Source organism: Nocardioides marmorisolisilvae (assembly GCF_031656915.1).
In the GTDB taxonomy this organism is placed as follows: Bacteria; Actinomycetota; Actinomycetes; order Propionibacteriales; family Nocardioidaceae; genus Marmoricola; species Marmoricola terrisoli.
The window spans coordinates 1,388,398-1,411,060 of record NZ_CP134227.1; the positions used below are offsets into that span (position 1 = coordinate 1,388,398).

Here is a 22,663-nt window from a genome sequence, read left to right on the forward strand (position 1 = left end):
AGCAGGGGGCTACGTGAACGGGTCCTGACTAGAAGGCTTGGTCCGGCGGAGCCGGAATTTCGGGTCAAGTCTCAGGCTGCGAGTCCAGATTCCTTCGTGAGTTGGTCGAGGGCGTGCTGGTAGGTGCGGCTCGCGGCCTGTAGGGGGTGGGGTTCGGGTCCGGCGAGTTGGGCCATGCCGGTGCGCAGCAGTCGGTCATGGGCGCGGGTGAGGAACAGGGCGTGCTCGATTCCGGTGTCGGTGACTTGGTAGTGGTTGCTGTGCGCACGACGGACGATGAGTCCGTGGACGCGGAGTCTGCGCAGGTCGTAGGTCATTTGCCCTGCCGACATGACGGTGCCGAGCAGTTGCCCAACGAGGTCGCGCAGGTCGCGGTTGGTGAACCCGTCGGGTAGCAGCCGGAATACCAGGAGGGCGTGCAGCAACGCCATCGCGCGGGTATCGGCGAACTTCAGCCCGGCGACCCGGGCCCCGGTCTCGGTGGTGACCGGGTCGTTGAGCGTGGTGAAGACCTGTTGTCCTCGGGCCGGGTCGTGGCTGAGTCGTTGGACGTCGAGCAGACGCCTGTTGGCGGTGAAGCCGATCTCGCACAGGGCGGGCAGATTGGTCAGTCGTTTCCGGATGTCGAAGTCGTAGGTGTTGTTGATCGTGGTCTCGGTGCGCAGCGCTCTCCCTTCCTTGTGGTACTGCTTGATGGTGGTCGCCTTGTAGTCCACGTGCAGGCTGGGAGTCACGCCTTGGGTGATCACTCGAGTCCGGAACCGTCCTGGCGTCTGGTGCTTCTTCCCGGCGTGGATGCGGCGGTTGAAGACCAACCCGACCTGGTCGGGGCGGCCCAGGTCGAGGTTGTCGCGGATGACTTGTTCGAAGAAGATCCGCCCGCTCACGGGCCGGTCCAGCATCTGGGTCAGCGAGAACTCCGCCTGCAGGATCGAGATGTCGTAGCGGTAGCCGGCCGCCCGGTCCGCCTTCGAGTAGGGGTGTGGCACCTTGGCCAGCCACTTGCGCAGCAGCGCATCGATCTGGTCGGGGCCCAGACTGGCGCAGATTGCCTGAACGGTGGCGACATCGGCGGGGTCATCGAAGGAGGCAAACGCGTTGTCCAACGCGGTGAACCCGATCCCCGCCTTCGCGGCCTGTCGCTTGGCCCACTCGTTGCCGTTGATGCACAACCGGGCGTTGTAGGGAAAGTAGGAACAGAACTTGAGGAAGAACGGCCCGAAGTCGGCATCGACGGCGTAGACGTAGAAGTGGTTGACCATCCCGGTGGTCTTCACGATCCACGGATACGCCCGCCCCTCGACGTTGCGGCGCTTCTCGGTGCGAAACAGCGACGTCTTCTCCTGCGCACGGCCGATGAACAACACTCCCTCGGTGTGCCCGGCTGCTTCGAACCGCGCCAGACGCTCGTGCATGATGTCGTCCTTGCGTTGGCCCTTGACGAAGTCGACCCACGGCACGCCCTGGTCCACCGCGAAGCGGCGCATCTGTTTGCTGAACGCATCGGTGATCTTGCTCAGCGGCGCGGTCGAGGCGACCGGAAGCCCGAGCTGGCGCTGCACATAGCCCACCAGTCCGGCCGCGTACTGCAACTGCGGAACGTAGACGTTGAGATACATCCGATCGATGCACTCGACCTCAAAGACGGTGTGCTCGGAAACGACATCGGACACGGTGCGCGGTAGCGTCATGAGAAGGCTCCGGTCAGGCGGGACGGCTCACCTTGAGCCAACCACCGCCAAGCAGGCGGTCACAACACGGGCCCCCGGGCACCGTCAACCCGCCGACCGGAGCCGCCAGCACCACCCCGGGACACCACGCACGGCTCGTCGGGCTGGGGCGATGCCCCGTTAGTACTACAGCCGCACTTAGGGAACAGCGCTGCGCCTGGCGTAGTGGCATCGTCGGGCGCGGGCTTGGTGGCGGCGTCGCCAGCGTGACCAGTCCAGGACGACGGTGGTGTCTGGCTGGCGCTGCCAGATCAGGGCAGCGAGGAGCCGTCTGACTTCGGGCACGGTGAGGGGGATCAGTTCCTCGACCGGCCGGAGGTCCCCCTTTTTCCGCCGCCGGCGGCGGTGTTGGTCTGGGCGGTGGTGATGGTCAAGAAGGCGTGCGCGAGCATCGCCAAGGTGATGTGCCGATACCAGGAGTCGTAGCGGCGTACCTGGTACTGGTCGAGGCCGACTTGGCCCTTGGCTGTTTGGAACGTCTCCTCGATCGCCCAGCGGGCACCGGCCACCCGGACCAGTTCACGCAATGGGGTGCGTTCGGGCCCGAAGCACAGGTAGTAGGCGACATCATCGGGGTCGGTCAGGCTGCGGCGGGCCAGCAACCAGTAGCTGGGGCTGTCCTCCAGGGGGCGGATCGGCGCCCGGGCCCAGTGATACAGGCGCGGACCCTTGGCGCCGCGCCCGGCGGAGATCTTCTTCCACGCCTGGGCGGGAAGCATCGCGGCCAGCGCATCGGCGCGCAGTTCACGCACTTTCGGTCCGTCACCGTCGTCGACGGCGGCGATGACGCGCTGGTTCACCGGAACCGCCATCACGTAAGGCATCTGACGTTCTTCAAGCATCGCGCGCAATCGGTAGTGCTGGCCATAGACCTCATCGCCGGTGACCCACCCAGCCGGCACCCCGGCGTCGATCGCGCGCCCGATCATCCGCATCGCCAGCTCCGGCTTGGTCGCGAACTCCACCTCGTCCCCGATATGCGCCTCAGCGCGTCGGGCAGCATCCTCGGCCCAGGCCTTGGGCAGGTAGAGCTCACGGTCCAAGAACGTCCGTGCGGATCCCTGGCCAGGACCAGTGGCATAGCCGAGGAAGACGCCGATCTGGCAGTTCTCGATTCGTCCCGCAGTGCCGGAGTACATCCGCGCCACCCCCGCGGACTTCGTGCCCTTCTTCAAGAAGCCAGTCTCATCAACCACCAGCACCCCAGCAGGGTCGCCAGGCGCAGGGGCGAGGTGCTCGACCACGTAGTCACGCACATCGTCGCGCACCGCGTCGGCGTCCCAATCGGCATAGGCCAACAATCGCTGCATCCCGTCGGGGATCGCCTCACCTGCAGACTCGGCCAGCGTCCAGGAGTTCTTCTTCTCCAACGGCGCCAACAACCCCCGCACATAGGCCAACACCCGCTCACGCGGCTCCGAGCGCGCGAACCGCGGCGCGATCCGGGCATGCACCTCCGCAAGCCCCGCCGCCCACTCCTCGACCTCAGACACACAAACCTCACCAGTCACACCAGCAACATGCCGGCGAACACCAGTCTCACACAGGCGACACACCGATCACGGCCAAAATAAGTGCGGCTGTAGTACTAGAGCGTGTCTGCTAATGATCTGGCTGTCGGTCCGCGAGTGTGGGAGACATGCTGCGAACCGATGTCATCAGCGATGAGCTGTGGGCCGTTCTCGAGCCCCTGATGCCGTCCTCGCGCCGGCCTGGTCGACCTTGGAATGACCACCGGTTGACGATGGAGGGCATCGTGTGGCGTTTCCGGACCGGCTCGCCGTGGCGAGATCTTCCCGAGCACTTCGGTGCTTGGCAGTCGGTCGCGGAACGGCATCTGCGCTGGTCCAAGGACGGCACCTATGCCCGGATGCTGCATGCGGTCCAGGCCGAGACCGGCGGGGTCGAGGAGGATCTGGCCGCGTTGTTGAGCGTGGACTCCACCAGCGTCCGAGCCCATCAGCACGCCGCAGGAGCGCGAACCGGCCAGGCAGTCCTGGCCAGCACAGGGGGCTGAATCGAGTTACAGGTTTTCGCCCGATGAGCCCGAGGATCATGCGATCGGACGCTCGCGCGGCGGCCTGACCACCAAGATCCACGCCCTCACCGACACCACCTGCTCGCCGGTCACCTTGTTGCTGACCCCCGGCCAGGCGGGGGACAACCCGCAACTGTGGCCGCTGCTGGAACAACACCGGGCGGCCTCGAAGTCCGGGTTCCGACTGCTGGCGGACAAGGCGTACTCCCACAACTCCACGCGCGCCAGGTTGCGGACGATGAAGATCGCGCACACCATCCCCGAGAAGAGCGACCAGATCGCGTACCGCAAGGCCAAGGGCGCCTCGGGTGGTCGACCGCCGGCCTTCGACCCTGTGCTCTACAGCGAACGCAACACCGTCGAGCGAGGCTTCAACCGACTCAAGCAGTGGCGCGGCATCGCGACCAGGTATGACAAGTACGCGCTGACCTACCTCGGTGGCGTCACCCTCGCAGCCTTGGTGATCCACCACCGCGTCCGCCATTAGCAGACACGCTCTAGTACTACAGCCGCACTTATTTTGGCCGTGATCGGTGTGTCGCCTGTGTGAGACTGGTGTTCGCCGGCATGTTGCTGGTGTGACTGGTGAGGTTTGTGTGTCTGAGGTCGAGGAGTGGGCGGCGGGGCTTGCGGAGGTGCATGCCCGGATCGCGCCGCGGTTCGCGCGCTCGGAGCCGCGTGAGCGGGTGTTGGCCTATGTGCGGGGGTTGTTGGCGCCGTTGGAGAAGAAGAACTCCTGGACGCTGGCCGAGTCTGCAGGTGAGGCGATCCCCGACGGGATGCAGCGATTGTTGGCCTATGCCGATTGGGACGCCGACGCGGTGCGCGACGATGTGCGTGACTACGTGGTCGAGCACCTCGCCCCTGCGCCTGGCGACCCTGCTGGGGTGCTGGTGGTTGATGAGACTGGCTTCTTGAAGAAGGGCACGAAGTCCGCGGGGGTGGCGCGGATGTACTCCGGCACTGCGGGACGAATCGAGAACTGCCAGATCGGCGTCTTCCTCGGCTATGCCACTGGTCCTGGCCAGGGATCCGCACGGACGTTCTTGGACCGTGAGCTCTACCTGCCCAAGGCCTGGGCCGAGGATGCTGCCCGACGCGCTGAGGCGCATATCGGGGACGAGGTGGAGTTCGCGACCAAGCCGGAGCTGGCGATGCGGATGATCGGGCGCGCGATCGACGCCGGGGTGCCGGCTGGGTGGGTCACCGGCGATGAGGTCTATGGCCAGCACTACCGATTGCGCGCGATGCTTGAAGAACGTCAGATGCCTTACGTGATGGCGGTTCCGGTGAACCAGCGCGTCATCGCCGCCGTCGACGACGGTGACGGACCGAAAGTGCGTGAACTGCGCGCCGATGCGCTGGCCGCGATGCTTCCCGCCCAGGCGTGGAAGAAGATCTCCGCCGGGCGCGGCGCCAAGGGTCCGCGCCTGTATCACTGGGCCCGGGCGCCGATCCGCCCCCTGGAGGACAGCCCCAGCTACTGGTTGCTGGCCCGCCGCAGCCTGACCGACCCCGATGATGTCGCCTACTACCTGTGCTTCGGGCCCGAACGCACCCCATTGCGTGAACTGGTCCGGGTGGCCGGTGCCCGCTGGGCGATCGAGGAGACGTTCCAAACAGCCAAGGGCCAAGTCGGCCTCGACCAGTACCAGGTACGCCGCTACGACTCCTGGTATCGGCACATCACCTTGGCGATGCTCGCGCACGCCTTCTTGACCATCACCACCGCCCAGACCAACACCGCCGCCGGCGGCGGAAAAAGGGGGACCTCCGGCCGGTCGAGGAACTGATCCCCCTCACCGTGCCCGAAGTCAGACGGCTCCTCGCTGCCCTGATCTGGCAGCGCCAGCCAGACACCACCGTCGTCCTGGACTGGTCACGCTGGCGACGCCGCCACCAAGCCCGCGCCCGACGATGCCACTACGCCAGGCGCAGCGCTGTTCCCTAAGTGCGGCTGTAGTACTAGAAGGCTTGGTCCGGCGGAGCCGGAATTTCGGGTCAAGTCTCAGGCTGCGAGTCCAGATTCCTTCGTGAGTTGGTCGAGGGCGTGCTGGTAGGTGCGGCTCGCGGCCTGTAGGGGGTGGGGTTCGGGTCCGGCGAGTTGGGCCATGCCGGTGCGCAGCAGTCGGTCATGGGCGCGGGTGAGGAACAGGGCGTGCTCGATTCCGGTGTCGGTGACTTGGTAGTGGTTGCTGTGCGCACGACGGACGATGAGTCCGTGGACGCGGAGTCTGCGCAGGTCGTAGGTCATTTGCCCTGCCGACATGACGGTGCCGAGCAGTTGCCCAACGAGGTCGCGCAGGTCGCGGTTGGTGAACCCGTCGGGTAGCAGCCGGAATACCAGGAGGGCGTGCAGCAACGCCATCGCGCGGGTATCGGCGAACTTCAGCCCGGCGACCCGGGCCCCGGTCTCGGTGGTGACCGGGTCGTTGAGCGTGGTGAAGACCTGTTGTCCTCGGGCCGGGTCGTGGCTGAGTCGTTGGACGTCGAGCAGACGCCTGTTGGCGGTGAAGCCGATCTCGCACAGGGCGGGCAGATTGGTCAGTCGTTTCCGGATGTCGAAGTCGTAGGTGTTGTTGATCGTGGTCTCGGTGCGCAGCGCTCTCCCTTCCTTGTGGTACTGCTTGATGGTGGTCGCCTTGTAGTCCACGTGCAGGCTGGGAGTCACGCCTTGGGTGATCACTCGAGTCCGGAACCGTCCTGGCGTCTGGTGCTTCTTCCCGGCGTGGATGCGGCGGTTGAAGACCAACCCGACCTGGTCGGGGCGGCCCAGGTCGAGGTTGTCGCGGATGACTTGTTCGAAGAAGATCCGCCCGCTCACGGGCCGGTCCAGCATCTGGGTCAGCGAGAACTCCGCCTGCAGGATCGAGATGTCGTAGCGGTAGCCGGCCGCCCGGTCCGCCTTCGAGTAGGGGTGTGGCACCTTGGCCAGCCACTTGCGCAGCAGCGCATCGATCTGGTCGGGGCCCAGACTGGCGCAGATTGCCTGAACGGTGGCGACATCGGCGGGGTCATCGAAGGAGGCAAACGCGTTGTCCAACGCGGTGAACCCGATCCCCGCCTTCGCGGCCTGTCGCTTGGCCCACTCGTTGCCGTTGATGCACAACCGGGCGTTGTAGGGAAAGTAGGAACAGAACTTGAGGAAGAACGGCCCGAAGTCGGCATCGACGGCGTAGACGTAGAAGTGGTTGACCATCCCGGTGGTCTTCACGATCCACGGATACGCCCGCCCCTCGACGTTGCGGCGCTTCTCGGTGCGAAACAGCGACGTCTTCTCCTGCGCACGGCCGATGAACAACACTCCCTCGGTGTGCCCGGCTGCTTCGAACCGCGCCAGACGCTCGTGCATGATGTCGTCCTTGCGTTGGCCCTTGACGAAGTCGACCCACGGCACGCCCTGGTCCACCGCGAAGCGGCGCATCTGTTTGCTGAACGCATCGGTGATCTTGCTCAGCGGCGCGGTCGAGGCGACCGGAAGCCCGAGCTGGCGCTGCACATAGCCCACCAGTCCGGCCGCGTACTGCAACTGCGGAACGTAGACGTTGAGATACATCCGATCGATGCACTCGACCTCAAAGACGGTGTGCTCGGAAACGACATCGGACACGGTGCGCGGTAGCGTCATGAGAAGGCTCCGGTCAGGCGGGACGGCTCACCTTGAGCCAACCACCGCCAAGCAGGCGGTCACAACACGGGCCCCCGGGCACCGTCAACCCGCCGACCGGAGCCGCCAGCACCACCCCGGGACACCACGCACGGCTCGTCGGGCTGGGGCGATGCCCCGTTAGAGATAGAGGCCGGTCTGCACATCACCGAGGCGATCAGCCGCGACGGCATGGATGTCACGCTCGCGCACCACGACGTACAGCTCGCCCTGCACCTCGACCTCGGCCTTGTCCTCAGGGTCGAAGAGCACCCGGTCGTCGACCTCGACGGTACGCACGTGCGACCCGATGGACACCACGCGGTACCAGGACAGCCGCTTGCCGCCCATCGCCGCGGTCGCCGGGATCAGGATGCCGCCCGACGAGCGCCGCTCCCCCTGCTCGGTCTCCACGGCCACCAGCACCCGGTCGTGCAGCATCTTGATCGGCGTGCGCACGCCGTCCGTCGTCACCGGCGCCGTCTTGCCCACGCTCAGCGAGCGACCTTGCGGACCAGGGCGAACAGCGCCACCACCCCGACGACACCACCGACGACCTTGGCGATGTTCTCGGTCCGCGGCGCGCCCGAGCCATCGACGAAGAATGCCTTCACCGAGCTGATCTCGCGCTTGGCGATCGTCTTCGGGCTTGCCCGGTAGGCGAGCTGGTCGATCGTCGCCGCGAGTCGTTCGCGGGTCTCCTCGATCTCCCGCTCGAGGGAGCTCAACTGCTTGTCGGCCACGTTCACTCCTTGGTCGCCGGTCTCGAGGGCAGACGTTACCGTGTGCGCATGCCCGACAGACCTGTGCCCAGACTGCAGCCCGGTGACACGGCCCCCGACTTCACCCTGCCCACTGACGACGGGAGCACCGTCTCACTGTCCGGCCTCCGCGGTCGCAAGGTGATCGTCTACTTCTATCCCGCCGCGATGACGCCCGGCTGCACGAAGCAGGCCTGCGACTTCACCGACTCCCTCGAGTCGCTGCGCAGCGCCGGCTACGAGGTGGTCGGCATCTCCCCCGACAAGCCGGCCAAGCTCGCCAGATTCCGCGAGCGGGACGCGCTGAGGATCGCCCTCGCCTCCGACGAGGATCGCTCGGTGATGACGGCGTACGGCGCCTTCGGCGAGAAGAAGCTCTACGGCAAGGTCGTCCAGGGCGTGATCCGATCCACGTTCGTGGTCGACGAGCAGGGTCGCATCCAGCTCGCGCAGTACAACGTCAAAGCCACCGGTCACGTCGCCAAGCTGCGCCGCGATCTGGGCCTGGATGCCGCCTGAGACGTCGTCGGTGCCCTCTGGGGCTCGCAGCGGGGGCGTGCGGGCCTCCCCCCTAGACTCAGCAAGCCCGCCGGAGTGGTGGAACGGTAGACACGCGGCGCTTAGGACGCCGTGCCTTCGGGCGTGGGGGTTCGACTCCCCCCTCCGGCACCGTGGCAGCGGCTGCCCGCGGGACCGGCTCAGCCCACCAGGGCGGCCACCCGCGGAGCGATCGTCCGCAGCGCCCTGCCCCGGTGGGAGATCGCGTCCTTGGCCACCGCATCCATCTCCGCCGAGGTCAGATCGCCATCCTGGTCATCGGGCACGAAGACGACGTCGTAGCCGAACCCGTTGCTGCCGCGCGGCTGGCGGATCACCCGCCCCGCCATCTCGCCCTCGACCGTGGCCTCCCCACCGGGGTGGCAGAACGCCACCGCGCACCGGAACCGTGCACCGCGGCGCTCGTCGGGGACGTCCTCCAGCTGCTCCAGCAGCAGCCGGTTGTTGCGGGCGTCGTCCTTGGGACGGCCCGACCACCGCGCGGAGAGCACCCCCGGCATCTGGTTGAGCGCGTCGACGCACAGCCCGCTGTCATCTGCCAGGGACGGGAGTCCGGTCGCGGCCAGACCCGCGCGGGCCTTGACCAGCGCGTTGCCCTCGAAGGTGGGCTGGTCCTCGACCGGCTCGTCGTACGGCGCGACGTCGTCCAGGCCCAGGACCCGGACGCCGGGCAGGTGCGCCTCGAGGATGCGCTGCATCTCCGCGAGCTTCTTGGCGTTCCGGGAGGCCAGGAAGATCTCAGCCACGCAGGGACTCCTCCTGGATCCTGGTGAGGTCGGCGCAACCCTTCTCGGCCAGTGCCAGCAATGCGTCCAGCTCGGAGCGGTCGAACGCAGCCCCCTCGGCGGTGCCCTGCACCTCGACGAAGCTCCCTGTGCCGGTCATCACCACGTTCATGTCGGTCTCCGCGCGGACGTCCTCCTCGTAGGGGAGGTCGAGTCGCGGCACACCGTCGATGATGCCCACGGAGACCGCGGCGACGGAACCGGTCAGCGGCTCGCCGGCCAGCGCGCCCTCGGCCCGGAGGTGGGCGACCGCGTCGGCCAGGGCGACGTACGCGCCCGTGATCGAGGCGGTGCGGGTGCCGCCATCGGCCTGCAGCACATCGCAGTCGAGGACGATGGTGTTCTCGCCGAGCGCCTTGTAGTCGATGACGGCGCGCAGCGAGCGACCGATCAGCCGCGAGATCTCGTGGGTGCGGCCACCGATGCGGCCCTTGACCGACTCGCGGTCCGAGCGCGTGTTCGTCGACGACGGCAGCATGGCGTACTCGGCGGTGACCCAGCCCAGGCCGGAGCCCTTGCGCCACCGCGGGACGCCCTCGGACGCGGACGCCGCGCACAGCACGCGTGTCCGGCCGAACTCGACCAGCACCGAGCCTGCGGGGTGGTCCTGCCAGTGCCGGGTGATCTTGATCGGACGCAGCTCGTCGTTCGCGCGGCCGTCGGAACGTGCGGTCTCAGTCATGGCGCCGACCTTATCGACGCAGCGGACGGGGCCTGCCTCCCCCCGTGGAAGCAGGCCCCGTCCTCCGGGGAGGGATCGTTGCTACTTGACCTCCGAGCGCAGCACCCGCCAGGTGCCGACGACCGCGGGGATCCCGATCCAGACCAGGAACCCGACGATCAGCTGTCCCCAGTCGTCGCCGGTCATCTGCTTCTCATAGAGGTGGCTGGTGGCCTGGTTGAGGTCGATCCAGACCAGCTTGTCCCCGACGGATGCCCAGATCCCGCCGACGATGCTGAGGACGGTCGGGACCAGGTAGTAGGCGACGATCGCGAAGGCAGAGTTGAGCAGCGCTGAGCCGAACGCGAGGCCCCACATCACGCCGATCTCGACCCCGAGGAGGACGCGGAGCATCAGACCGACCGAGACGTCCTGGAACGGGTGGGACGCGCCCCCGAACGGCACCAGCACGGCGGCGACCACGGCGATGGCGATCAACGCGGCGAGCGCGAACCCGAGGGCCGCGGCGACCTTGGCGCCGAGCACCCTGCGGCGGTGCGGCACGTGGGTGAACGTCACGAGCGCGGTCCGCTGGCCCCACTCCTGGGTCACCAGCAGGATGCCGAGCACCGGGAGCAGCATCGCCAGCGGGATCCCGCCGAAGGACATCAGCGACAGGAAGGTGCGATCACTGGACTTGCCCCAGATGAAGAATCCGGCGGTGACCAGCACCGAGATGGCGCCGATCGCGATCAGCAACCACTGGCCGGCGCGGGTGTCGTACATCTTGCGCACCTCGACGCGGACCAGCCTGGCCATCGGGATCCGCGGAGTGCCCGTGACGTCGAGCGTGGGTGCGGACGGAGGAACGAGGGTCTGGGCGCTCATGCGTGTGCTCCCTGGGTGATCGCGACGTCCTCGCGGGCGTCGTCGGCGGTGAGTTGCAAGAAGAGCTCCTCCAGGCCGGCGCCGTCGGCGGGCCGGAGCTCGGTGAGTACGACGTCGGCAGCGGCCGCGGCACGGCCCACCTCGACCGGGTCGACCTCGGCGCGCAGGCCGTCCCCTGAGGGGACCGCGGTCACACCGGCGCTGTCGAGCGCCTTGGCGAGGAGCTCGGTGTCGAGCGCGCGCACGAACGTGCCCTTGGTCTGGAGCAGCTCCTGCTTGGTGCCCTGCGCGACGATCCGGCCGCGCCCGATGAGCACCATGTCGTCGGCGATCATCTCCACTTCGTGGAGCAGGTGGGACGACAGCAGCACCGTGCCCCCCTCGGCGGCGTAGCTGCGCAGCAGGCCGCGCATCCAGCGGATGCCGGCCGGGTCGAGGCCGTTGGCCGGCTCGTCGAGGATCAGCACCGACGGGTCGCCCATCAAAGACGCGGCGATGCCCAGCCGCTGGCGCATGCCCAGCGAGTAGTTCTTCACCCGCCGCTTGGACTCGGCCTCGGTGAGCCCGACCATCGCGAGCATCTCGTCGACCCGTGAGTCGGGCAGGCCCATCGTGAGCGCGCTGAGCGCGAGGACCTCGCGGCCGGTGCGGCCTGCGTGCTGCGCGGAGGCGTCCAGCAGGACCCCCACGTGCCGGCCGGGGTTGGGGATGTCGTGGTAGCGCAGCCCACCGATGGTGGCCGACCCAGCGTCGGGCGGAGTCAGGCCGGCCATGATCCGCATGCTCGTCGACTTGCCCGCCCCGTTCGGCCCCAGGAACCCGGTCACCCGCCCCGGCTGTGCCACGAACGAGACGCCGTCGACGGCGGTGAATGCGCCGTACTTCTTGGAGACGTTCTCGAGCTTGATCATGGTCCGAAGTCTTTCGGACCGCACGTGCGCGCACATCAGGCAAAGGACTGATTTCGCCCTATACCTGGGTAGGGGGCATCCCCGACCTCCGCCAGTGGTACCCCGCACGCACGGGGGCCTAGGGTTTCCTGCGTGCAGCAGCCCACGCCCGAGCAGTACAACCTGCCGCTGACCCGGTGGCAGAACGTTTGGCGGTTCGCGCTCGCACTGGCCATCTCGGGTCTGGTCTGGTCACAGGTCGCACTCCGCGAGTGGCGGCACGACCCCGTCCTGCTCTGGATCGACCTCGGTCTGGGCGCGGTCTCCCTGTCGCTGGCGCCGTACCGTCGCCGCTGGCCGATGCCGGTGGCCCTCCTCGGTGCCGCCTTCGGCGTGCTGTCCGCGTCGTGCTCCGGACCGGCGACCCTGGCCGCGGTGTCGCTGGCGACCCGTCGTGACCTGCCCAAGATCATCACCGTCGGCGTGGTCGGGGTCGCCGGGTCCATCGCGATGAACGCGCTCGAGCCCTGGGCCACCGACGGCCCGTGGTGGGTGGACCTGGCCTTCGCAGTCGTGTTCACCATCGCCATGATGGCCACCGGGATGTACGTCGGGTCCCGGCGCGAGCTGGTCTGGTCGCTGCGCGAGCGGGCCGAGCAGGCGGAGCAGCAGCAGCAGCTGCAGGTGGGGCAGGCCCGCGCCCTGGAGCGGGAGCGGATCGCACGGGAGATGCACGACGTGCTGGCCCACCGGATCTCCCTGGTCACCATGCACGCCGGCGCGCTCGCCTACCGCACGGACCTGAGCCCCGAGCAGGTCCGGGAGACGGCCGAGATCATCTCCGGCAAGGCCCACGAAGCACTCAGCGACCTGCGCACCATCCTCGGCACCCTGCGCGAGGACGAGCCGATGCGGCCGCAGCCCACCCTGGTCGACCTGCGCGACCTGATCGCGGAGGCGACCACGTCGGGGATGACCGTCAGGCTGGACGACGCGCTCCTCGACCTGCGGGCCGTGCCGGAGAGCACGGGCCGGACGGTGTACCGCATCGTCCAGGAGGCGCTGACCAACGCACGCAAGCACGCGCCCGGCGCTGCGGTCGAGATCGGCGTGTGCGGTGCCCTCGGCGAGGGGCTCACGGTGGCGGTGCGCAACAACCGCACACGACTGGCGCCCTCGGCAGAGGGTTCAGGCCTCGGGCTGGTCGGCATGCGGGAGCGCGCCGAGCTCGCCGGCGGCCGCCTCGACGTCCGTGACGACGGGAGCACGTTCGCTCTCGAGGGATGGCTGCCGTGGCCGACCTGAGCACCGATGGAACCAGCGCGCCAGGCGCACCCATCCGGGTGGTCCTCGTCGACGACGACCCGCTGGTGCGCAGCGGCCTCGCGCTGATCCTCGGCGGCGCCGACGACCTGGCCGTCGTGGGCCAGGCCGAGAACGGCCAAGCCGCCCTCGACGTGGTCGCCGTCGCATCGCCCGATGTCGTGCTGATGGACATCCGGATGCCGGTCCTCGACGGGATCGAGGCCACCGGCCGGATGCTGGCGGCGACGGCACCGCCGAAGGTCATCGTGCTGACCACCTTCGGGGCCGACGACCACGTGCTGCGGGCGTTGCGCGCCGGGGCGCACGGGTTCCTGCTCAAGGACACTGCGCCGGTGGACATCGTCGAGGCGATCCGCCGCGTCGCGGCCGGTGAGCCGATGCTGTCGCCTGCCGTGCTCTCCCGGCTCATCGAGAAGGTCGCCGGCCACGGCGCACCGGATCGCTCGGCTGTGGCGCGGCAGCGACTCGCTGCCCTCACCGAGCGGGAGCGCGAGATCGCGGACGCGGTCGGCCGTGGGCTCAGCAACGCCGAGGTCGCCGCCGAGCTGTTCCTGAGTGTGCCCACCGTCAAGGCGCACGTGGGTCGGGTGTTCAGCAAACTGGGGGTCGAGAACCGCGTCCAGGTCGCGCTGTGCGTGCACGACGCCCGCGAGGGGTGACGGGTCAGATCTCGTAGCTGCGCCCCGGGGCCGCCAGCTCCAGCGGGCCGGCATAGGTCCCCTTGGCCTCGGCGAGCATGACGCCGGCGTCGTGCCACGGCGGGACGTGCGTGAGCACCAACCGATCAACGCCGGCATCGGTGCCGATCCGGCCGGCCTCGGCGCCGGTCAGGTGCAGGTCGGGCGGGTTGTCCTCGCCCTCGACGAACGACGCCTCGCAGAGGAACAGGTTGCTGTGCGCGGCTGCCTCACGCACGCCTGCGCAGACGCCGGTGTCGCCGGAGTAGGCGAGCGTGCGGCCGCCCGCACTGATCCGCAGGGCGTACGCCGGCACCGGGTGCTTGACCTCGACGGCTCGGACCGCGAAAGGACCGATCGTGACCGTCGCGTCCGGATAGTGGTGGAAGGTGAACTCCTCGGTCATCCCCGGCGACTTCGGCAGGTCGTAGGCACGGGCGAGGCGTCCCGGCGTGCCGTCCGGGCCGTAGACAGGGATCGGCGGGCTGGAGCCGGCCGGATGATATTTGCGGAGCACGTAGTAGCTCGTCAGGTCGATGCAGTGGTCCGCGTGCAGGTGGCTGAGCAGCACCGCGTCGATGGTCAGCGGGTCGGCGTACCGGTGCAGCGCGCCGAGCGCTCCGTTGCCCAGGTCGAGGACCAGGCGCCACGTGCGACCGAGGTGCTCCTGCTCGAGCAGGTAGCAGCTCGCCGGCGAGTCCGGTCCCGGGTAGGAGCCCGAGCAGCCGACGACGGTGAGCCTCACTGGACGGCCACCGGTCCGGCAGCGGCGCCACCGTCCACGTACCGGCTGCTGCTGACGGGACCCCCGGTGTACTGGGCGACCCCGGCGAGCTCCGGACCGAGGAAGCGCTGGCCGATGCGGGCGAACTCCTCGGGCTGGCCGGTGGTGAGGAACGTGTGGACCGGCGCGGACTCGTCGCCCATCTCGCCGCGCTCGGCGAGCACCCGATAGACCTCCTTGGCGCACTCCTCGGCGCTGGAGACCAGGGTGACCTGGTCGCCGACGACGTAGGAGATGATCCCGGTCAGCAGCGGGTAGTGCGTGCAGCCGAGGATCAGGGTGTCCACACCCGCTCCGACCAGGGGGTCGAGGTACTCGTGGGCGGCGTCGAGCAGCTCGGGCCCGCTGGTGACACCGGCCTCGACGAACTCGACGAAGCGCGGGCACGCGCGAGTGGTCAGCTCAACGTGCGGGGCGGCCGCGAACGCGTCGTCGTAGGCAAGCGACTCCGCCGTCGCGCGCGTGCAGATCACACCGATGCGCCCTGTCCGGCTGGCCGCGACCGCGCGCCGGGTGGCCGGCAGGATCACCTCGACCACCGGCACGTCGTACCGCTCACGCGCGTCGCGCAGCATCGCAGCGCTCGCGGAGTTGCAGGCGATCACGAGCATCTTCACACCCTCGGCGACCAAGCGGTCCAGGCATTCCAGGGCGTACTCCCGCACCTCGCCGATCGGCTTGGAGCCGTAGGGCTGCCGTGCGGTGTCCCCGAGGTAGACGATCGGCTCGTGCGGGAGCTGGTCGATCACGGCCCGGACCACGGTGAGACCCCCGAAGCCCGAGTCGAAGATGCCGATCGGTGCCGCTGCCATGAATGCAGGCTAGTTGCCCGAGGCCCCGCAGGCTGTCATCCACGACACATCACCTCACCGGGCCTCCGCCGAGACCCGCCGCTGGACGGCCGAGCGGTCAGTTGCTGGTGGCTGTCCCGCGGTTGTGCCACAGCCACCAGATGACCACGAACGGCAGCAGCAGCGGCACGTAGCCATAGTTGCTGCCGAAGTCCGTCCACACCGTCTGCTTGTCCAGGGGTACGGAGGACGAGTGGGTGGCGCCGACGACCAGCACGCCGAAGAACTCCACGGTCACCACCGCGACCGCCATCGGCTTCCGGTTGGTGCCCAGCGCCCAGGTCGCGAGGATGTAGATCACCGCGGCGACCGCCGAGAGCGAGTAGGCCAGCGGAGCCTTCGACGCCTTGGTCACCAGCTGCACCGATGCCCGCCCGGTCGCGCTCAGCGCCAGCACGCCGTACACGAAGACCAGGATCCGACCGAAGTTCCGGTTGAGCATGCCGGCTCCCGTGCGCAGCCGACCCGGGCGGCGCTCAGCCAACGTTCCACACCTGGTGCAGCCGGAGGAACAGGAACGGCACCACGGCCAGGCCGACGAGGAGAACGCCGAGGCCGCTGCGGCTCCGCTCGGCCTGCGCCCAGATCCACGCGGCCGGGAGGATCAGCAACGAGCCGATCAAGTAGCCGACGTACGTCACCACCGAGACACCTGGCGGTGCGTGGCCGACGCGCACGATGCCCACCCCCAGCTGCACCACGAGGCCCACCTCGATGAGGGCCAGCAGCCCGTCGCCGAGGTTTCCCGGCGGGCGGTTGCGAACCATCTGCACGACGATCACGACGGCGGCCAGCGCGCACAACGCCCCGACGACTGCCTGGACGAACGTCATCGGCCGGCCGCCGCTGTCCGCACGACGGACCTCAGGCCCACAGCTGCCCCTCGAGCCGCTCCTCGGCCTCCTCGACCGTCCCCTCGTAGGCTCCGGTCGAGAGGTACTTCCAGCCACCGTCGGCGACCACGAACACGATGTCGGCGCGCTCACCGGCCCGGACCGACTTCGCGGCCTGGGCGAGCGCGGCGTGCAGGATCGCACCGGTGGAGATGCCGGCGAAGATCCCCTCGTTCTCGAGCAGCTCGCGCACTCGGCGTACGGCGTCGCGCGGGCCCACCGAGAACCGCGCGTCGATCAGTGAGGCGTCGTACAGCTCGGGCACGAAGCCCTCATCGAGGTTGCGCAGGCCGTAGACCAGCTCGCCATACCGCGGCTCGGCGGCGACGATGCGCACATCGGGCTTGTGCTCGCGGAAGAACCGGCCGGCTCCCATCAGTGTGCCGGTGGTGCCGAGCCCGGCGACGAAGTGCGTCACGCCGGGCAGGTCGGCGAGGATCTCCGGGCCGGTCCCCTCGTAGTGCGACAGCGCGTTCGCGGGATTGCCGTACTGGTAGAGCATCACCCAGTCGGGATGCTCCTCGGCCACCTGCTTGGCGACCCGCACCGCCTCGTTGGAACCGCCCGCGGCCGGGCTGGAGATGATCTCCGCGCCCCACATCCGCAGCAGCTGCCGGCGCTCCTCGGAGGTGTTCTCCGGCATCACGCACACCATCCGGTAGCCGCGCAGCTTGGCGGCCATCGCCAGCGAGATCCCGGTGTTCCCGCTGGTCGGCTCGAGGATCGTGCAGCCGGGTCGGAGCAGCCCCTCCTTCTCGCCCTGCGCGATCATCCAGAGTGCGGCACGGTCCTTGATCGACCCGGTGGGGTTCTGGTCCTCCAGCTTCGCCCAGAGGCGCACCTCCGCGCCGTTGGGCTGGGTGCCCGGCGAGAGCCGCGGCAGCCCCACCAGCGGCGTACCGCCGACGGTGTCGAGCAGGCTCTCGAACCTCATCCGCCGGCGACCGCAGGCAGGATGACCACCTGGTCACCGTCGCTGAGCTGGGTCTCCAGGGCCCCGGTGAACCGGACGTCCTCGTCGTTGACGTAGACGTTGACGAAGCGACGCACCTCGCCCGCCTCGAGCAGGCGCTCCTTGATGCCCGGGTGGTTCGCCTCCAGGTCGTCGATCAGTGCGGCCAGCGTGTCGCCGGAAGCGTCGACCGCCTTGTCGCCCCCGGTGTAGGTGCGCAGGATGGTCGGGATGCGGACCTCGATGGCCATGTCAGCTCTCCTGGTCTGTGGTGGTGACGATGACCTCTTCCTCGGTCACCTCGCCGTCGATGATTCTGTAGGACCTGAACTCCACCGGCCCGTCGCTATTCCCGTGCTCGCGTGTGGAGACCAGCACATAGTGGGCGCCGGGCTCGTTGGCGAGGCCGATGTCGGTGCGGCTGGGGTGGGCCTCGGTGGCGGTGTGCGAGTGGTAGATCACGACGGGCTCCTCGCCGTCGGCCCACATCTGCTTGTAGAGCGCCAGCAGCTCCGAGGAGTCGAACTCGTAGAACGTCGGACTGCCCGCCGCATTGGTCATCGGCACGAACCGCTCCGGACGATCGCTGCCCTCAGGTCCGGCGACGATGCCACAGGCCTCGTCCGGGTGGTCCCGGCGAGCGTGCGCGACGATCTCGTCGACGATGTCCTGGCTGATGGTCAGCATGGACCCAAGGTTAGGTGAGCCGCGGGCAGGCGCCGGCCCCGGGACCACCACGCGGAAGGCGGTGGCTCCAGGGCCGACGGTCAGCTCAGATCCGCGGCTCGCCGGCTAGGGCAGGTAGTACATCGGGTTCGGGATCTTGAAGGTCTTGTCGGCGTACCCGCCCTTGAGGTCGCTGAACTGGTCACCGAAGTTCGCCACGATGTCGTAGCCCTGCGACTCGATGTACTTCCGGGTCAGCGACTTGTACTGGATCGTGGTGCACGTCGGCGCGCAGGACGAGAGCCACGGCTTGGTCTGGTCCTTGAGGTAGATGTTGCCGCCGTCCCACGTGTAGCCGGCATCGGTGAGGTTCGCCTCGGTCCCGTCCAGCTGGCTGGCCGGCCGGCCGGTCAGGAAGAACACCGTGTAACCGTGCTTGACCGCGGCGGCCTCGAGCTGCGGCATCCCCGGCACGGCCGGGAAGACCGTCGCCGAACCGGCGTTGACGAAGCTCGCATTGGTGGCCGGGTTGTAGACGAAGTTGCTGTAGATCTCGTAGCTGTAGGTGTTCAACGTGGTGTCGTCGACGTCGAAGAGGATCGCGGGCTTGGTCGACTGCCGCTGGGGCTGCTTCGCGGCGAGGTGCGCCTCCTTGCGCAGGTACGCACGAGCGCGGTCGGCGATCTGTGAGGTCTCTGCCGCGTAGGCGCCGTCCGGGGAGAACTGGTGCAGGGTGACGCCCGGGTCGCCCGGTGCTGGCGTCGTCGTCTTGGTGTCGCCGTAGTAGGCCTTGATGGCCGTCTTGACCTGGTCGACGTTCTGGATCTGGTCCGCCGAGGTGGGCTGCGCCGGCGGCGCCGGTACGGCGTGCGGCTGGTGGGTGTGGCCGGTCGATGCGAGGGCCGACCCGGTGAGGGTGAGGCTGACGGTGGCGGCGACGGATGCGGCGACGATCGAGACCGTCCGGGCGCGTCTGGGCAGTGTGAACACGAGTTCCTCCGAGATGAGAGATGTTGCGTGCCCAGCACGGTCGCACGAGCATGACCTACGTCACAAGAGGGACGCGACGGGAAGTTCTCCCGTTCTTCCGCCGCCGCGCCAACCGCGGAGGAGGCAAGCAGCCTAGGAGGCCGCCTCGACCAGGGTCTCCTGCAAGTAGCCCAGCCAGAGGTAGATGTCGTGCACCTGTGCCCGCGGGTCGTCGTCGGGGAGCGAGTCCCAGAAGTCCTCGTCCTCGTCCTCGATCTCCAGCCTGGTGGCGATCGCGAGCCGCATGTCGGTGAAGCTGCGCAGCCAGGACAGTGCGTCGGGCTCGGCGAGCTCCACGTCGATGAACAGCCCGTCCTCGGGCTCGGCGGGCAGGCCCGCCTCCTCCAGAGCGTCGATGACGCTGGCCGCTGCCTCCGCCTTGCCGTTGCGCAGCCTGCTCTCGGTGAAGCGGCGGAAGTCAGCGGCCGCCTCGTCGTCATCCGGGTAGGCGGTGGGGAACAGCCTGGCCAGCACCGGATCCTCCGGCTCGGTGGTCGGGCCCGAGAAGTCCAGGAGGTCCTCGAGATCGTCGGTTTTGGCCGGTGTCGCCTCCTCGTTGCGCAGCAACTCGATCAGCTGTGCCGCCAGTGAGCGGAGCAGGTCGGCCTCGAAGACCGAGAACGTCGCCGCGCACGCACCGGTACGGCGGTGCCGGGTGAAGCCTGAGCTCATCGGACCATGCCTCTACGCGTCGGCCTTCTGCATCGTCGCCCACAGGCCGTACTCATGCATGGCCTGCACGTCACGCTCCATCTCCTCGCGGCTGCCGGTCGAGACCACGGACTTGCCGTCGTGATGGACCTCCAGCATCAGCTTCTCGGCCTTGGCTCGCGCGTAGCCGAAGTACTTGCAGAACACGAAGGTCACGTAGGACATCAGGTTGACCGGGTCGTTCCACACGATCGTGACCCACGGCTTGGCGAGCATGGTGACATCGTCGAGCTGCGGCTCGTCGAGCTCGACCGGACTCGTGGACATGGACTCCAGCGTAATCGGCGGCTGGAGCGGCGGGCGTACTGCGTAGGCTCCCGGTCATGACCTCGACGGCCATGTTGACCGACCACTACGAGCTGACCATGCTGCAGGCGTCGCTGGAGTCCGGCGCCGCCTCGCGCCGCTCGGTGTTCGAGCTCTTCGCGCGCCGGCTGCCCGGCGGGCGGCGGTACGGCGTGGTGGCGGGCATCGGTCGTGTCCTCGATGCGATCGAGCGGTTCCGGTTCGGTCCCGAGGAGCTGGAGTGGCTGCGCGCGCACCAGGTGGTCGACGAGACCACCCTGGACTTCCTGGCCTCCTACCGGTTCTCCGGGGACGTCTGGGGCTACCCGGAGGGCGAAACCTACTTCCCGCACTCACCGGTCCTCGTGGTCGAGTCCAGCTTCGCCGAGGCCGTGCTGCTGGAGACCCTGGTCCTGTCCATCCTCAACCACGACTCGGCGATCGCCTCGGCGGCCTCACGGATGATCGTCGCCGCCGGTGACCGGCCGTGCATCGAGATGGGCTCGCGTCGCACCCATGAGGAGGCGGCCGTCGCGTGCGCTCGTGCGGCGTACGTCGCCGGCTTCGCGACCACCTCCAACCTCGAGGCCGGGCGCCGTCACGGCATCCCTACAGCGGGCACCAGCGCGCACAGCTTCACCCTGCTCCACGACACGGAGACCGATGCGTTCCGCGCCCAGATCCGCTCGTTGGGCAGGGGCACCACGCTGCTGGTCGACACCTACGACGTGGCCGAGGCGGTCGCCCTCGGCGTCGAGCTCGCCGGCCCGGAGCTCGGTGCGGTACGGCTGGACTCCGGTGACCTCGGCGTGCTCGCCCAGCAGGTGCGCACCCAGCTGGACTCCCTCGGTGCCACGGGGACCCGCATCGTGGTGACCTCCGACCTCGACGAGTACGCCATCGCGGCTCTCGCGGCGGCCCCGGTGGACAGCTACGGCGTCGGCACCCAGCTGGTCACCGGGAGCGGGCACCCGACCTGCGGCTTCGTCTACAAGCTGGTCGCGCACCAGGACGACTCCGGTCGCTGGGTCGATGTGGCCAAGAAGAGCAAGGACAAGGAATCCCTGGGTGGTCGCAAGCACGCGCTCCGACGGGTCGTGGACGGCGTCGCCGAGGCCGAGGTGATCGCAGTCGGGGCGCCACCCGCAGCCGCGCACGACGATGCGCCGATCACCACCGGCGAGCGCCTGCTCCTCGTCCCTCTGGTCAGGGGTGGCGAGACCGTCAGCGCCGAACCACTCGAGCGGGCACGCGCGCGACGTGCGCGCAGCGTCGCCGAGCTCCCCATGCGTGGCCGGCAGCTGCAGAAGGGCGATCCGGCGATCCCGGTGGAGCTGCCGCACCAGCGCGCCTGAGGACTCGCCCTCAACGACGCACCGTCAACGGCGCCGCAGGGATCGCCACCGGGCGTGCACACCCGCCCGCAGCCGGACCATCGGGCGATCGGGTACCGGCGGCCTGCTGACCTCGGCGATGGTCGCCGCGAGGGCGTCCACGGCCGCCCCAGCCACCTCGGCGGGCACCGGCTCGTCGGGGTCGCGCCACTCGCCCTGCGTCGGGCGCGGGCGCAGGTCGTCGAGATCGCCGGAGACCGGCACTCCACGTTCCCGGACCCAGCCGATCCACCGTTCGGCCAGCTCGGCCACCCAGGCGTGGTCCTCCGGCGGCAGCAGGATCGGCATCGAGTCGCGCAGGCTCAGAGCACCTTCGGCGACGACGTACTTGAGCAGCCGATGGGCCTCGGGGTTACGGCGCCCGTGCCGCCGGTTCACCCGGCGCAGCAGCTGGGTCTCGGCGATGCCGAGCGACTCGTTGGACCGGTCGGCCGGCAGCGGCCCCGAGTCCGGGTCGATACCGAGGGCGTCGCAGAACCGCTGCCAGAGCAGGTCCCGGTCCGCGCCCGGTCGAGGCAGCGTGACCAGGTGCAACCGGTCGGCTGGGAGGTCGGCGCCCCACGACTCCAGCACGGCGTCGACATCCATCGCACGGGCCAACCAGACCTCGCCCTCGCGTGCCCGGTCGAGGAACTGCCGGTAGGTGAGCCGGCGCCCCTGCTTCACGCTCTCCTGCCAGGCCGCCGGGAGCGCCCGGGCCGGGTCGCGGGCGGTCACCACCACGTGCAGCTCCGCGTCCGCCAGGTCTGCCCGCGCGCGGCGGATCACGTCGGCGTCCGCGGTGGCCAGCAGCTCGTGGCTGATCACCGTCACCCGCTGGCGCCGCGACTGTCGTACCGCGCGAGCCCATGCCCCGCGGGCGTGCCCCGGCGGGCCGCCGAAGTCCTGCCCGGTGAGGTCGAGGGCCGCCCGGAAGCTCGCGTCGATCCCCCGCGCGCGCCGTGGATTGCGCGGAATCCCCACGCCGTGGGCACGGAGCGTCTCGGCATTGCGACGCAGCCGCCGCTGCAGGTGGGTGGTGCCGCTCTTGGGCGTCCCCACGTGCAGATAGACGCGCCGCACCTCTGTCCCCATGCCCGCACGCATGTCCGTCATTTCACCAAAGGTCGGACTGCCCCGGCGATCCGGGGTCCTCCCC

25 protein-coding genes, 1 tRNA gene and 1 pseudogene are annotated in these 22,663 nt (G+C 69.0%); 7 read left to right on the forward strand and 20 right to left on the reverse strand.

The features are described from left to right. Window positions 1-71 precede the first annotated feature (71 nt). Window positions 72-1,691: a hypothetical protein gene (locus Q9R13_RS06630; protein ID WP_310962799.1), complete on the reverse strand. Its 1,620-nt coding sequence runs from the start codon at window positions 1,689-1,691 to the stop codon at window positions 72-74. Window positions 1,692-2,026: 335 nt separating this feature from the next. After that, window positions 2,027-3,223 (reverse strand): IS701 family transposase, encoded by a 1,197-nt coding sequence (locus Q9R13_RS06635; RefSeq protein WP_397217824.1) that lies wholly within the window; start codon window positions 3,221-3,223, stop codon window positions 2,027-2,029. A 146-nt stretch (window positions 3,224-3,369) separates the two neighbouring features. Between Q9R13_RS06635 and Q9R13_RS06640 the strand changes: the two are divergent. Further along, a pseudogene (locus Q9R13_RS06640) lies at window positions 3,370-4,255 on the forward strand (IS5 family transposase). A 109-nt stretch (window positions 4,256-4,364) separates the two neighbouring features. Continuing rightward, window positions 4,365-5,561 (forward strand): IS701 family transposase, encoded by a 1,197-nt coding sequence (locus Q9R13_RS06645; protein ID WP_397217824.1) that lies wholly within the window; start codon window positions 4,365-4,367, stop codon window positions 5,559-5,561. A gap of 215 nt (window positions 5,562-5,776) precedes the next feature. On the opposite strand, the gene Q9R13_RS06650 is transcribed toward Q9R13_RS06645, so the two are convergent. The 3 genes from Q9R13_RS06650 to Q9R13_RS06660 all read right to left on the reverse strand — a co-directional run bounded on the left by Q9R13_RS06650 (window position 5,777) and on the right by Q9R13_RS06660 (window position 8,157). Continuing rightward, entirely contained in the window at window positions 5,777-7,396 is a 1,620-nt protein-coding gene (locus Q9R13_RS06650; protein ID WP_310962799.1) for a hypothetical protein, read from the reverse strand. 159 nt (window positions 7,397-7,555) lie between these two features. Beyond that, window positions 7,556-7,855 (reverse strand): GroES family chaperonin, encoded by a 300-nt coding sequence (locus tag Q9R13_RS06655; protein ID WP_310965049.1) that lies wholly within the window; start codon window positions 7,853-7,855, stop codon window positions 7,556-7,558. Window positions 7,856-7,908: 53 nt separating this feature from the next. Beyond that, on the reverse strand, window positions 7,909-8,157 hold the full coding sequence (locus tag Q9R13_RS06660) for a DUF3618 domain-containing protein (RefSeq protein WP_310964279.1): 249 nt from the start codon (window positions 8,155-8,157) through the stop codon (window positions 7,909-7,911). A 48-nt stretch (window positions 8,158-8,205) separates the two neighbouring features. Between Q9R13_RS06660 and bcp the strand changes: the two genes are divergently transcribed. Beyond that, on the forward strand, window positions 8,206-8,694 hold the full coding sequence (bcp, locus tag Q9R13_RS06665) for a thioredoxin-dependent thiol peroxidase (RefSeq protein WP_310964280.1): 489 nt from the start codon (window positions 8,206-8,208) through the stop codon (window positions 8,692-8,694). Between the two features lie 69 nt (window positions 8,695-8,763). Next, window positions 8,764-8,844: transfer RNA gene (locus Q9R13_RS06670), tRNA-Leu, on the forward strand. A 29-nt stretch (window positions 8,845-8,873) separates the two neighbouring features. Here Q9R13_RS06670 and rdgB read toward each other — a convergent pair. From rdgB to Q9R13_RS06690, 4 genes are all read right to left on the reverse strand, one after another. Then, complete coding sequence (gene rdgB / locus Q9R13_RS06675; protein ID WP_310964281.1) at window positions 8,874-9,479, reverse strand: RdgB/HAM1 family non-canonical purine NTP pyrophosphatase; 606 nt, start codon at window positions 9,477-9,479, stop codon at window positions 8,874-8,876. Further along, window positions 9,472-10,200: a ribonuclease PH gene (rph, locus tag Q9R13_RS06680; RefSeq protein WP_310964283.1), complete on the reverse strand. Its 729-nt coding sequence runs from the start codon at window positions 10,198-10,200 to the stop codon at window positions 9,472-9,474. The genes rdgB and rph overlap by 8 nt, the downstream gene beginning before the upstream one ends. An 81-nt stretch (window positions 10,201-10,281) precedes the next feature. Then, on the reverse strand, window positions 10,282-11,067 hold the full coding sequence (locus tag Q9R13_RS06685) for a hypothetical protein (RefSeq protein ID WP_310964284.1): 786 nt from the start codon (window positions 11,065-11,067) through the stop codon (window positions 10,282-10,284). Further along, window positions 11,064-11,978, reverse strand: coding sequence for an ABC transporter ATP-binding protein (locus Q9R13_RS06690; protein ID WP_310964285.1), 915 nt, complete (start codon window positions 11,976-11,978; stop codon window positions 11,064-11,066). Before Q9R13_RS06690 ends, Q9R13_RS06685 begins: the two co-directional genes overlap by 4 nt. Window positions 11,979-12,110: 132 nt before the next feature. On the opposite strand from Q9R13_RS06690, the gene Q9R13_RS06695 reads away from it, so the two are divergent. Further along, the gene (locus tag Q9R13_RS06695; protein ID WP_310964286.1) at window positions 12,111-13,262 is read left to right on the forward strand and encodes a sensor histidine kinase; all 1,152 of its coding nucleotides are present in this window, start codon (window positions 12,111-12,113) and stop codon (window positions 13,260-13,262) included. Then, on the forward strand, window positions 13,250-13,942 hold the full coding sequence (locus Q9R13_RS06700; RefSeq protein WP_310964287.1) for a response regulator transcription factor: 693 nt from the start codon (window positions 13,250-13,252) through the stop codon (window positions 13,940-13,942). Before Q9R13_RS06695 ends, Q9R13_RS06700 begins: the two co-directional genes overlap by 13 nt. Before the next feature lie 4 nt (window positions 13,943-13,946). On the opposite strand, the gene Q9R13_RS06705 is transcribed toward Q9R13_RS06700, so the two are convergent. The 10 genes from Q9R13_RS06705 to clpS all read right to left on the reverse strand — a co-directional run bounded on the left by Q9R13_RS06705 (window position 13,947) and on the right by clpS (window position 20,113). Beyond that, complete coding sequence (locus Q9R13_RS06705; protein WP_310964288.1) at window positions 13,947-14,705, reverse strand: MBL fold metallo-hydrolase; 759 nt, start codon at window positions 14,703-14,705, stop codon at window positions 13,947-13,949. Next, entirely contained in the window at window positions 14,702-15,556 is an 855-nt protein-coding gene (gene murI, locus Q9R13_RS06710; RefSeq protein ID WP_310964289.1) for a glutamate racemase, read from the reverse strand. Before murI ends, Q9R13_RS06705 begins: the two co-directional genes overlap by 4 nt. 97 nt (window positions 15,557-15,653) lie before the next feature. After that, window positions 15,654-16,079, reverse strand: coding sequence for a hypothetical protein (locus Q9R13_RS06715; RefSeq protein WP_310964290.1), 426 nt, complete (start codon window positions 16,077-16,079; stop codon window positions 15,654-15,656). Further along, the gene (locus Q9R13_RS06720; protein ID WP_310964292.1) at window positions 16,072-16,428 is read right to left on the reverse strand and encodes a hypothetical protein; all 357 of its coding nucleotides are present in this window, start codon (window positions 16,426-16,428) and stop codon (window positions 16,072-16,074) included. The genes Q9R13_RS06715 and Q9R13_RS06720 overlap by 8 nt, the downstream gene beginning before the upstream one ends. Window positions 16,429-16,459: 31 nt before the next feature. Beyond that, window positions 16,460-17,422 carry a PLP-dependent cysteine synthase family protein gene (locus tag Q9R13_RS06725; protein WP_310964293.1) on the reverse strand — a complete coding sequence of 321 codons (963 nt, stop codon included), beginning with the start codon at window positions 17,420-17,422 and terminating at the stop codon, window positions 16,460-16,462. After that, the gene (locus Q9R13_RS06730; protein WP_310964294.1) at window positions 17,419-17,691 is read right to left on the reverse strand and encodes a MoaD family protein; all 273 of its coding nucleotides are present in this window, start codon (window positions 17,689-17,691) and stop codon (window positions 17,419-17,421) included. Before Q9R13_RS06730 ends, Q9R13_RS06725 begins: the two co-directional genes overlap by 4 nt. Window position 17,692: 1 nt before the next feature. After that, window positions 17,693-18,127, reverse strand: a complete 435-nt coding sequence (locus Q9R13_RS06735; protein ID WP_310964295.1) for a M67 family metallopeptidase — start codon at window positions 18,125-18,127, stop codon at window positions 17,693-17,695. 105 nt (window positions 18,128-18,232) lie between these two features. Beyond that, the gene (locus Q9R13_RS06740; protein WP_310964296.1) at window positions 18,233-19,096 is read right to left on the reverse strand and encodes an HAD family acid phosphatase; all 864 of its coding nucleotides are present in this window, start codon (window positions 19,094-19,096) and stop codon (window positions 18,233-18,235) included. A 132-nt stretch (window positions 19,097-19,228) separates the two neighbouring features. Next, complete coding sequence (locus Q9R13_RS06745; protein WP_310964297.1) at window positions 19,229-19,807, reverse strand: DUF2017 domain-containing protein; 579 nt, start codon at window positions 19,805-19,807, stop codon at window positions 19,229-19,231. Between the two features lie 12 nt (window positions 19,808-19,819). Further along, window positions 19,820-20,113 (reverse strand): ATP-dependent Clp protease adapter ClpS, encoded by a 294-nt coding sequence (clpS, locus tag Q9R13_RS06750; RefSeq protein WP_310964298.1) that lies wholly within the window; start codon window positions 20,111-20,113, stop codon window positions 19,820-19,822. A 56-nt stretch (window positions 20,114-20,169) separates the two neighbouring features. Between clpS and Q9R13_RS06755 the strand changes: the two genes are divergently transcribed. Then, complete coding sequence (locus Q9R13_RS06755; RefSeq protein WP_310964299.1) at window positions 20,170-21,486, forward strand: nicotinate phosphoribosyltransferase; 1,317 nt, start codon at window positions 20,170-20,172, stop codon at window positions 21,484-21,486. A gap of 24 nt (window positions 21,487-21,510) precedes the next feature. Here Q9R13_RS06755 and Q9R13_RS06760 read toward each other — a convergent pair whose 3' ends face one another. Next, window positions 21,511-22,620 (reverse strand): hypothetical protein, encoded by a 1,110-nt coding sequence (locus tag Q9R13_RS06760; protein ID WP_310964300.1) that lies wholly within the window; start codon window positions 22,618-22,620, stop codon window positions 21,511-21,513. Window positions 22,621-22,663: the final 43 nt, after the last annotated feature.

Coding starts and splice junctions, on each gene's coding strand:
- Q9R13_RS06760 (WP_310964300.1), bottom strand. CDS start 22,620: ATGACGGACATGCGTGCGGGCATGGGGACAGAGGTGCGGCGCGTCTAT.
- Q9R13_RS06655 (WP_310965049.1), bottom strand. CDS start 7,855: ATGCTGCACGACCGGGTGCTGGTGGCCGTGGAGACCGAGCAGGGGGAG.
- rph (WP_310964283.1), bottom strand. CDS start 10,200: ATGACTGAGACCGCACGTTCCGACGGCCGCGCGAACGACGAGCTGCGT.
- Q9R13_RS06730 (WP_310964294.1), bottom strand. CDS start 17,691: ATGGCCATCGAGGTCCGCATCCCGACCATCCTGCGCACCTACACCGGG.
- Q9R13_RS06720 (WP_310964292.1), bottom strand. CDS start 16,428: ATGACGTTCGTCCAGGCAGTCGTCGGGGCGTTGTGCGCGCTGGCCGCC.
- Q9R13_RS06755 (WP_310964299.1), top strand. CDS start 20,170: ATGACCTCGACGGCCATGTTGACCGACCACTACGAGCTGACCATGCTG.
- bcp (WP_310964280.1), top strand. CDS start 8,206: ATGCCCGACAGACCTGTGCCCAGACTGCAGCCCGGTGACACGGCCCCC.
- Q9R13_RS06735 (WP_310964295.1), bottom strand. CDS start 18,127: ATGCTGACCATCAGCCAGGACATCGTCGACGAGATCGTCGCGCACGCT.
- Q9R13_RS06685 (WP_310964284.1), bottom strand. CDS start 11,067: ATGAGCGCCCAGACCCTCGTTCCTCCGTCCGCACCCACGCTCGACGTC.
- murI (WP_310964289.1), bottom strand. CDS start 15,556: ATGGCAGCGGCACCGATCGGCATCTTCGACTCGGGCTTCGGGGGTCTC.
- Q9R13_RS06745 (WP_310964297.1), bottom strand. CDS start 19,807: ATGAGCTCAGGCTTCACCCGGCACCGCCGTACCGGTGCGTGCGCGGCG.
- Q9R13_RS06690 (WP_310964285.1), bottom strand. CDS start 11,978: ATGATCAAGCTCGAGAACGTCTCCAAGAAGTACGGCGCATTCACCGCC.
- clpS (WP_310964298.1), bottom strand. CDS start 20,113: ATGTCCACGAGTCCGGTCGAGCTCGACGAGCCGCAGCTCGACGATGTC.
- Q9R13_RS06650 (WP_310962799.1), bottom strand. CDS start 7,396: ATGACGCTACCGCGCACCGTGTCCGATGTCGTTTCCGAGCACACCGTC.
- Q9R13_RS06725 (WP_310964293.1), bottom strand. CDS start 17,422: ATGAGGTTCGAGAGCCTGCTCGACACCGTCGGCGGTACGCCGCTGGTG.
- Q9R13_RS06630 (WP_310962799.1), bottom strand. CDS start 1,691: ATGACGCTACCGCGCACCGTGTCCGATGTCGTTTCCGAGCACACCGTC.